Annotated in this window: 9 protein-coding genes and 1 pseudogene; 7 read left to right on the forward strand and 3 right to left on the reverse strand. The window is 55.6% G+C overall.

Annotated features, from left to right (window positions below):
- On the forward strand, positions 1-997 hold a 997-nt coding region (locus ACOSYY_RS03975; protein ID WP_421660974.1), incomplete at its 5' end, for a class I SAM-dependent methyltransferase.
- A 434-nt stretch (positions 998-1431) separates the two neighbouring features.
- Positions 1432-2475, forward strand: a complete 1044-nt coding sequence (locus ACOSYY_RS03980; protein WP_421660975.1) for an NAD(P)-dependent alcohol dehydrogenase — start codon at positions 1432-1434, stop codon at positions 2473-2475.
- A gap of 38 nt (positions 2476-2513) precedes the next feature.
- Here the strand turns inward: ACOSYY_RS03980 and ACOSYY_RS03985 are convergent.
- The 3 genes and pseudogenes from ACOSYY_RS03985 to ACOSYY_RS03995 all read right to left on the reverse strand — a co-directional run.
- Positions 2514-2786 (reverse strand): annotated as a pseudogene (locus tag ACOSYY_RS03985) (HigA family addiction module antitoxin); the annotation flags it as partial.
- Between the two features lie 274 nt (positions 2787-3060).
- A complete protein-coding gene (locus ACOSYY_RS03990; protein WP_421660977.1) occupies positions 3061-3648 on the reverse strand; it encodes a DUF2269 family protein in 588 nt (195 codons plus the stop codon).
- A 103-nt stretch (positions 3649-3751) separates the two neighbouring features.
- Positions 3752-3880, reverse strand: a complete 129-nt coding sequence (locus ACOSYY_RS03995; RefSeq protein ID WP_421660978.1) for a hypothetical protein — start codon at positions 3878-3880, stop codon at positions 3752-3754.
- 644 nt (positions 3881-4524) lie between these two features.
- On the opposite strand from ACOSYY_RS03995, the gene ACOSYY_RS04000 reads away from it, so the two are divergent.
- The 5 genes from ACOSYY_RS04000 to ACOSYY_RS04020 form a co-directional block, all read left to right on the forward strand.
- Complete coding sequence (locus tag ACOSYY_RS04000; protein WP_421660979.1) at positions 4525-4998, forward strand: Hsp20/alpha crystallin family protein; 474 nt, start codon at positions 4525-4527, stop codon at positions 4996-4998.
- Between the two features lie 162 nt (positions 4999-5160).
- On the forward strand, positions 5161-5841 hold the full coding sequence (locus tag ACOSYY_RS04005; protein ID WP_421660980.1) for a phosphoribosyltransferase: 681 nt from the start codon (positions 5161-5163) through the stop codon (positions 5839-5841).
- A gap of 99 nt (positions 5842-5940) precedes the next feature.
- A complete protein-coding gene (locus ACOSYY_RS04010; RefSeq protein WP_421660981.1) occupies positions 5941-6489 on the forward strand; it encodes a hypothetical protein in 549 nt (182 codons plus the stop codon).
- A gap of 24 nt (positions 6490-6513) precedes the next feature.
- Positions 6514-7371 carry a universal stress protein gene (locus ACOSYY_RS04015; protein ID WP_421660982.1) on the forward strand — a complete coding sequence of 286 codons (858 nt, stop codon included), beginning with the start codon at positions 6514-6516 and terminating at the stop codon, positions 7369-7371.
- Positions 7372-7561: 190 nt separating this feature from the next.
- Positions 7562-9909: bifunctional acetate--CoA ligase family protein/GNAT family N-acetyltransferase (locus ACOSYY_RS04020; protein ID WP_421660983.1), on the forward strand; the 2348-nt coding region annotated here is incomplete at its 3' end.

The following is a 9909-nucleotide window of genomic DNA, read 5'->3' on the forward strand; positions in this document are numbered from 1 at the left end:
CTATTTTTCCAACAAGGAGCACTACAATTATTTCGCCTATCGCTTTGGTCAGCCTCGGTACCTGGTCGCCTTATCGTTTCTCACCCTGATGCAGACACCGCAAAAACCGATCCTGGACTTCTGTTGTGGGCAAGGGCATATCACCCGAAGTCTGCTGCAGTACGCCAATCCACAGCCCGTCATCGGAATAGATCGGGCCTTCTGGGGCCTGTATGTCGCGAAGCGGTGGATTGCGCCGGAGGGAGAATATGTCTGCTGTTCCTCCGAGAATGGTCTCCCTTTTGTGGAGAACACCTTCTCTGCCGTCTATTGCTCCGACGCCTTTCATTATGTCGTCAACAAGTACGCGTGTGTTCAGGAACTACGCCGGATCACGGATGAAGGCCCCCTCATCTTAACGTGGATTCATAACAAGCGTGTACGAATGCCCCACGATGGCGTGTCATTATCACCAGACGGCTATCACGCCCTTTTTCGAGGGCTGTCCCACCGAATCGTGGCGGACGAAGACGTTTTGAATCTCTACTTGCGGAAGGAAGGGCCGCCTCTCGCCACACAGCCGGAAACCGAGTATCTCAATCACAAACCGTTGCTCTCCATAGTGGCCTCTTCACGACAGGACCTGTTCCATGATGGTGCGACATTTGGCGATTGGCCGCACGCCAAGGGGCGACTGGGGCTGAATCCACTCTATACCGTCGAGCTGGACGAAGGTATATCCAGAAAAATCTCCCTCCACCGTCGATTCCCGTCTCGCTTTTTCGAGGAAGACCATACCGAGTGTAAAACATTCTTGCCGGAAACGGTGGAGATTGAGGCCCAGACGTTGCGCGATCTCGCCGAGGGAAAACGAACGCCGGCCGTTGAGCCCTTGATCGACCACATGATTGTGTTAGGTCTCCCAGAAAATTACCGCCGCGCCCCCTACCTCACGTCTTCCGCACCGACTTCTGTAGAGACTTCGAGAGTCACGAAGCAGGAGACCCTCACGTCTTGACTCGCCCGACGAAGTCGCTCATAGGCTGTGTGCGAGCCGCGCCCCGAACGCGGCTCCTCCGCAAGCGCCGCTCCTCATGATCCAGTCAAAAATCTCGTCAACCTTTTGCGTAACCGTTGGTTCAGGTAATAGCTCTTGTGCCGCATAGATCCGGCCATCCAAGTCGGGGCCGTTCACAACTGAGATGGCTATTTCCAAATCCCGGACTGGAGACCAGCATCAGGGGAGGACAAATGAGAAGTTGAAGAACGGCTCGTCGACCGAGTAGCAGCTTCTGTGATCACATAGTGATGCTCACTCCGCCTAGCTGAATCTCAGACACTCCAAGCAGTGCCCCATCCTGTTCATGACAGAGTCCGCTTTATTCGCTATTGGCAAGTTGAAATGAACTTGCTAAGGTCATATTTTTTGTTCAGCTTGCGGAGGGGAACACCATGCTCACGACCAAAGGCTATGCGGCAATGGCCGCCAAAGAGAGACTACAACCATTTTCCTTCGAACGGCGCGAAGTTGGTCCGCACGACATCTTGATCTCGATCTCGCATTGCGGCATTTGCCATTCCGATATACATCAAACCCGCAATGAGTGGGGAATCTCCCTGTTTCCGATGGTACCAGGACACGAGATCGTCGGAACCGTCGCGCAAGTCGGCACGGCGGTGACAGCCTTCAAGGTTGGTGATAGAGCCGGTGTCGGTTGCTTTGTGGATTCCTGTCGAACTTGTACGGCTTGCCGTGAAGGTCTGGAACAATATTGCGACGGTGGCACTCTCTGGACCTATAGTGGGCAGGACAAAGCTGGTCGAATCACTCAAGGCGGATATTCAACGCAAATTGTGGTGGACGAGAACTATGTCCTCCGGATGCCCGCGACGCTTTCACCGGCGGGAGCGGCTCCGCTGCTCTGTGCGGGGATTACGACCTACTCTCCCCTGCGTCAGTGGGGCGTGGGCCGTTATCACAAACTCGCCGTCCTTGGGCTGGGTGGCCTCGGCCACATGGCGGTGAAGATCGCCAAGGCAATGGGAACCGAGGTCACGGTGTTGAGCACCTCGGAGAATAAACGGGAGGAGGCCAAGCGGCTAGGCGCGGCGAACTTTGTCGTGACATCAAACCCTCAGACCTTTACCAAGCTCCAAGGATACTTTCACTATATCCTCGACACGGTCTCCGCACCACACGATTACAATGCCTATCTGAACCTCCTCAAGACGGACGGCACCATGGTCCTCGTGGGCGCACCCGAGACGCCGACTCCCGTTCAGGCATTCTCACTCATTTTCAAGCGGCGGCGCCTCGCAGGCTCTCTCATCGGCGGGATCAAAGAAACGCAAAAAATGCTCGACTTCTGCGCGCAGCATCAGATCGAGTCGGACATTGAACTGATTCCCATCCAGCAGGTCAATGAAGCTTATGAACGAGTCTTGCGAGGCGATGTAAAATTTCGATTCGTGATCGACATGGGCACGTTGGCGTAACTCCTGTACAGCGTCGGCGCCATCAACCTTTCAAGTGATTTCCCGACCTTGCCGAGCTTCACATGCTGCTTGGCGTGCCAGAGATCGTGGTTGTACTGCATGGCAAACCAACTCTCAGGAGACCGGCCAAGCGCCTTAGAAAGGCGTAGCGCCATTTCAGGGCTGATACGGCTCGTACTCGTAAGAATGCGATTCAGCGTTGAAGCAGCCACATCGAGTTTCCCAGCCAGTTCGCGGCCGCTCAGATTGTTGGGCTCCAGATAGACCTGGATAATAAACTCGCCGGGATGAGGAGGATTGTGCATAGCCATTAGTGGTAGTCCTCTGCTGTGAGCATAACGCCGTACTTGTTAGTGCTTCAACGAGAGCGGCCGAATCTGGAAATGCGGTATACAACTATGCCGCCAATTTAACGGCGAGGTTCCCGTTTGGCCCAGAACTCATTGAGCATAGTGGCTCCCTCTTTTCTTCCCGGGCCATTCTCAGGCATGTGCGTCCAATGAGCTACACATACCATCCCGTCGCTCCATTCATAATCTACCCTCCTTATTCACGATGATCCTATTGTTATAGGACAACGGCACTTCAACGCCGATTCTCGCCGAGCTCCAAGGGATACAGACGAGGGATCACGACGGTCAAGATCGCCGCGGCGACGAGGGCCAGCCCTGTCCCAATGACAAATGGAGCCCAGCTGTTCGGCCGCATCGCCCCCAATGCCACGATGACGAAAAGAATCGGAATATCGAGGAAATGAGTAAAGGTGGGCGCGTACCTGCGTCGAGCTTCCTCCAACTCTGCAGTCACCTTGCCCTTCTGGACCGCTTCTCTTGCAAGGCGGCGAAGTCGCATGAAATAAAGCCGCGTGATCGTGTTGCCTTCGATGAACTCAAAGGCGAAGAGCGAAACCATTCCGGCCAACCACGGCATCCCAAGAAATGCCCATCCTCCATACACCGTGACGATCAACCACGTTCCAGAACCGAGCAGCAGGAGGGCGCCGGGGACGACCAGGCCATCGTACAGGACCGCTACGGTTCGGACAGACTCAGCGAACACGAGCAATTCCTGAACCTGTCGGGAGCGAAGATCCGCGTACCAGACTCCTATTAAACCGGCCCCTATCAGGGTGAGACCGAGCAGGTGAAGAAATTTAAGAACAGTATATGTCACGGCATAGTTACTCTTCGATCGCCGACTGAACTCGTGTCCGGGTTCATATACCAATATGTGAGTTGATCCACATGAGAGCCGGATATGTTCGTGAACGTTCCCATCAGTCGCATCCGGCAAGCTTGATTGCCGCCAACTCCGCGTAGGTCTCCAACGCTGCGGCAGATCGGCTTAGATCTCGCGCGGCCGCTTCTCCGCCCACACTCGAAAAGGTCAAGACGGTCAGCCGCATCCCTTGATTTCTTGCGAAAGACGGTTATCTAATGATTGAGCGGGGGCCTCGGTGAGAGGAACACTCAGGGAAACGAGGTCGAGCGCTGGGGTGGTGAGCAGGCTCACCAGGAGGTGAGAAGCCTAAAACCCCTCCAAGGCCTCAACAAGTGTTGACAAGCTCTCTAGACCTGCCTCCGCTCTCGCTTTGTTTTTCCTTCTCGTCTGATTCCTTCGAAAAAGATTTGAACCATATATCGGCATAGACTTTTGAAACCCATTTCGTTGGCATCGTTGAGGTGAAATCTTGACGTTGCCATGGGTAATAAGAGTGCAAAAAACCGACCCGTTTTGGTGTTGAACCATGGAAGCCTCTTTGTCTCATGGTCAATCACTGTCTACGAGAGATCAACGGAGGCAAGAAGGCCGGCAAGGGGATTACCGAGCTTCTCCGAATTCACTTGCTGGGAATGTTGAAAGAGGCAACATCTCCATCGATGTCACTGCCCCGTAATGCGACAACTCCTCTCCCTTCCTCTTTCATTGAACCTAGAACGCTGTAATTTCGGTCTGAATTTCCCTATCGTAAACATTGGCACCATCGATGCACAAATATCGAAATACGACTCCGGCCCTCAATTCATATCATACAAGGAGGCACTGATCATGAGCGGACTGACAAGATGGGAACCAACAACACGATGGAACCCGTTCAAGGAAATCGAGGAGATGGAGAAACGACTTTCGAGCCTCTTCGGGCGCGCACCGGTTCCTACCGGTAGCGACAAGAAGGAGGCCATCACTGTCGCGGAATGGTCGCCGCTGGTGGACATCTCGGAAGACGAGAAAGAGTACCTGATCAAGGCGGAAGTGCCCGAAATGAAGAAAGAAGAGATCAAGATCAACGTCCATGACGATGTCCTTGCCATCAGCGGCGAACGGAAATACGAGAAGGAAGAAAAGGGCAAGAAATATCACCGCGTCGAGCGGGCATACGGCAGTTTTATGCGAAGCTTTACCCTTCCCGAAGACGCCGATGGATCCAAGGTCAATGCCGAGTACAAGGATGGGGTGCTGAAAGTGCATCTTCCGAAGGCGGAGAAGGCCAAACCCAAAGCGATGGAAGTAAAAATCACCTAAAGAGAACGGTTGGAATTCATCGCAACCCGAGGTCAGAAAAAGTAAGTCACATCATCATTGCTGTTCATTCTCAGCTTGATCCTCATGGCGATGGTTTTTAATCTGGGTCGGTGTGACAAGCGGCCTGATATATCGTAAGTCCAGTGAATGGAAGAGAGAAGTGTGACGTTCGAAAATCGAGAAGAGGCTGGTCGTCGGCTCGTTGAGCGATTGATCCAATACCGTGGCGATCCGACAGCCATTATTTTGGCACTTCCGCGAGGTGGGGTGGCTGTCGGTTATCAACTGAGCCTGGGGCTGCATCTTCCACTGGACGTCTTCATCGCTCGAAAGCTCGGGGCACCGGACAATCCCGAATATGCGCTGGGTGCAGTGGGTGAGACAGGCGCGATCCATGTGAACCCTGACGCGATCGCCGCCTATAATCTTTCTGGTAAAGAAATCGAAGATCTGGCACAGGCACAACAACAAGAGATCGCCCGCCGACAGGAACTTTACCGACAGGGTCGCCGGCTGCCTGCGCTCACCGACCGCATCGTCATCCTCGTGGATGACGGGATCGCCACAGGTTCCACGTTTTTCGCATCCGCCGAGTCCATCAAACACCTCAAACCACGCCGCCTGATCGGCGCTCTTCCGGTCGGCCCAGTGGAGACCGTCCAAGAGGCCCGACTACAGGTGGATGAATTAATCGTCCTTGCCACGCCGGTCCCATTCTGGGCCGTTGGAAACCATTACCTCGACTTTGCACAGGTCAGTGATCACGACGTGATGGGGTATTTAAACTTGGCGGAAGAATCGCTGTTGGGATGGAAGGAGCGACCGCATTCCTCAACGGCCTAACCACCTCGAGGGTTTTGTACGAGTGGCCTGGATTCGGATAAGATGAAGACTAACGGCTTGACCATGGGGCCAGTTCGGCGGCAGAAGAAGGATAAAGGTGTGATTCTGCGAGCAAGAGCAGTCTGGACCATCACCCTTCTTTTTGCCGTCATCTCCTTCCTCGCGGGCATCGGGACTGCAGAGGCCAAAATCGTCGTTCCTCTATCCGGCTCGATCATCGAGGTCGACGAAGCCACGGTCAACGCAGTCGTCACCACCTTTGAGCAGGCTGAACGAGCGATTAAAGCCCATGACCTGGAAAAAGTCATAGGTGTCTATTCTCCCCAGTATAACTACCACGGGCTCAAAAAAGACGATCTCCGTAAGATATGGAAAGACCTCTTTGATGAGTATCAGGAGATTGCGAGCACCCATCTCTTCACGAAGATAGCCAAGGTCGGATCGGGCCGGGATGTGGCGCTGGAAGTAACCTGTACCGGTCATCTCTGGGCTAAATCTACAACCAGTGGTCTGTATGTTCCCATCGACAGCTGGCATGAGGAAGTACATTACCTCGTCCTCGAAGAGGGGACGTGGCGCATTCGCGGCAATGTGGGCGAATCGCCACGCGTGCTTCCATTCGGCACCGCGCCTCATCCGCTGTTTTGAGATTCAAATAGGAAAGGCCCTGCCATGAGAGTCATCATCGGCGTCGATTGGTCAGACCAGGCTTTTGCTGCTGTCACCCAGGCGTTTCACCTCTATCATCCAGCCGACGTCACGCTGGTCCACGGTGTCGATTTAGGGATTTTGAACCATCCAGTCGTGGCCCAAGCAGGCAACGTGCAAGGGTACGATGATTTCCGCAAGGCGATGGTCGATTCAGGCAACCAGCTGCTGGAGCGCGCCGCCGCCATGGTCCCGTCAGACGTTGCGTTGATCAGGAAGGTGAATGAAATCGCCAATCCTGCTCAACTCATCATCGACAGCGCCGATAACCTCACAGCCGACTTGGTCGTCGTCGGCGCGCGCGGGCGAAGCCGTCTTTCCGAGGTCGTCCTCGGAAGTGTGTCGCATCGGGTGCTTCTGCACGGCACCCGGCCGGTCCTGATTGTCCGAGGAGCCGCTCGGAAGATTCGGCGAGTGCTCGTCGCCATAGAGGATCGAGACGATGCCGACCGAATTGCGAAGTGGCTGATGCACCATCCCTTTGCCGATCCTACTGAGCTCTGCGTGCTGCATGCCCTTGTTCCGATCGGAGTAAGCGACCCTTATGAGGCGTTGGGAACCGGAACATGGTGGAAGGACGCGGAGCGCTATGCGGATGAACTCGTCAAATCGACCGCCGACAAGCTCTCGAACGCTCGCTATACGGTGAGCACGAATGTCGCCACGGGCGAACCCGCCGCGGCGATTGAGCAGGAGGCGAAGGGCAGAGATTTGGTGGTCGTGGCCTCCCATGGACGCACAGGCCTTTCTCGTTTCCTCTTGGGGAGTGTATCCCATTCCGTCGTGCATCATGTGACCTGTCCAGTCCTCGTCTTGAGATGAAAGGATGAACGATGAACAAGGCTCTGATCGTGGCTTTCATGCTCATATCCGATGCATGACTTCTCGGCAAACTGACGGATCAGCAGATGCTGGATATGTTGTCGTACATCATAATATCGGTGTGTCCACCAACATCCTCCAGCCATAGTCATAGCGTCCGCTCTTCTTGCTCTAGAGCCGGCGGAGTACGATGAGAACCGTTCGTCCCCTTTACATCCCGCCCCTGGAGACCGATCACACTGAGGCCGGCTCCCTCATCATGCGTGATGGGACGACTGCCGCAATTCGGCCGGCTGAACCGACCGATGCGCCGATGATGCAACAGTTCATCGGTCGGTTATCCCCTGAATCGAGACGCCACAGATTTTTCTCGGAAAGTTTTCCGTCTTCGGACAGCATCGCCGCCTTATGTCATTCCTCCAATCCACATTCGCAATTCACGCTGGTCGTGACGCGTGTATGGGAAGGCGCGCCCCGCATTATCGCCGCCGGTTCTTACTGGGCGAAGGACAGACAGGCGGCGGAAGTCGCCATGGCCGTGGATGACGAGTTCCATGGAAAAGGCCTGGGCACTCTGCTGCTGGAACGACTGGCTTTAGTCGGCATCCGACACAACTTTACTCGCCTCTGGGCTGTTACTCACGTCGGCAATCTGGCCATGCGCGAAGTCTTCCGAGAATCCGGGTTTACCGCCCATGAATCGTACGAGGGAGACGACATGGAAGTGGAGCTGTCATTGATCCCCACGGAAATGACCCTCTCTCGCGCCGAGCTCCGAGAACGGCTGGCCACCACAGCGTCACTCCGGCCGTTTTTTCGACCCCGGTCCGTCGCTGTCATCGGCGCATCACGTGATCCGAATAAGATCGGTTATCGGCTGCTCGATGCCGTGACGGCCTACGGGTTTCGAGGAGACGTTTACCCGGTCAATCCCAAGGCGACCGACATCATGGGAAAACGGGCCTATGCCTCAGTGTTGAACATACCCGAGCCCGTCGATCTGGCCGTCATTTCGGTTCCTCGAGACTCTGTGTCATCCGTCATCGACGAATGTGCGGCAAAGGGAATCAGAGCCTGCGTCATCATTACGGCGGGATTCGCGGAAGTGGGACCAGAAGGGAGGGCTGTTCAGCAGCAGTTGGCCGCGAAAGTTCGGCAGTACGGCATGCGCATGATCGGCCCGAATTGCTTCGGAATCGTGAATACCGATCCCGAAGTCCAACTCAATGCCATCTTTTCCATGTTGTCTCCGCCTCAAGGCCATGCCGCCATGTCGTCCCAAAGCGGCGCGATCGGGATTGCGACCCTGGCCGAGGCACGGCGGTTCCACCTGGGGATTTCTTCCTTTGTAAGTGTCGGGAATAAGGCAGATGTCTCCACGAACGACCTGTTGCAATATTGGGAAGAAGACCCCGCCACAAAAGTTATTCTTCTCTATGTCGAGTCTCTGGGCAATCCGCGAAAGTTCGCCCGCATCGGGCGGCGTGTAAGCCGATGTAAGCCGATTGTGGCCGTGAAGGCCGGCCGCACTCCGTCCGGACGGAGGGCGGCCAGCTCTCACACGGCGGCACTTGCTGCCAGCGATGTGGCGGTCGATGCCTTGTTTCATCAAGCCGGCGTTATTCGCGCCGAATCGCTTGACGACATGTTGGCCCTGGCTGCCGGTCTATCGACGCAGCCCTTGCCGCCGGGAAGGCGGGTCGGCATCATCACGAACGCCGGAGGGCCGGCCATTCTTTGTACCGACGCCTGTGAAGCGGGGAACCTGGTCGTTCCTGAATTATCCGCCCGGACCAGGGCGACGCTCGAGTCGTTCTTGCCGTCGGTCGCCGCGCTAGGTAATCCGGTCGATCTGATTGCCTCCGCCACATCAGATCAGTACGCCAAGACGATTGAAGCGCTTTTGTCGGCGGAGGAGATCGATGCGCTGATCGTACTGTACATATCCGTGATGGTGACGGACACGGCCGAAATCGTCCAGGGCATCCTCACCGGAATCGAGAATGGGCGAAAAGCCGGTGCAAAGGCCAAGCCGGTGCTCATCTGTTGGATGGCCGAAGGAGATAGGGACCGTACGTTCAGCTCCCGAACCGAGACGATTCCGGCTTACCACTTGCCGGAGACCACTGCACTCGTGCTCAGTAAAGCTGCGTCTTACGGGGAATGGCGGCAACAGCTGCCCGGTGTGGTTCCTGATTTCGCCGATCTGGATCTTTCCGCCGTGCGCCAAATTTGCGCCGATGCGCTCTCGCGTCGCGGAGCCGGCTGGTTGTCAACGGAAGAAACACGAAATGTCCTGAATGCGATGAAGCTCCCTGTTCAGCCCGGCGGAGTTGCAAAGACCGCCGATCAAGCCACCATCTTGGCCGGTCGAGTCGGCTATCCGGTCGCCGTTAAACTGGCGTCACATCGGATCGTACACAAAACCGAAGTCGGTGGTGTGCAATTGAATCTGAAAGATGAGCAGGCGGTTCGCCAAGCGGTCGGCTCAATGAGAACGCGGCTCGCCGAAACCGACCAGCTCGACGCCATGGAAGG

The organism is Nitrospira sp. BLG_2 (assembly GCF_049222245.1).

Coding starts and splice junctions, on each gene's coding strand:
- ACOSYY_RS03980 (WP_421660975.1), top strand. CDS start 1,432: ATGCTCACGACCAAAGGCTATGCGGCAATGGCCGCCAAAGAGAGACTA.
- ACOSYY_RS03995 (WP_421660978.1), bottom strand. CDS start 3,880: ATGCGGCTGACCGTCTTGACCTTTTCGAGTGTGGGCGGAGAAGCGGCC.
- ACOSYY_RS04015 (WP_421660982.1), top strand. CDS start 6,514: ATGAGAGTCATCATCGGCGTCGATTGGTCAGACCAGGCTTTTGCTGCT.
- ACOSYY_RS04000 (WP_421660979.1), top strand. CDS start 4,525: ATGAGCGGACTGACAAGATGGGAACCAACAACACGATGGAACCCGTTC.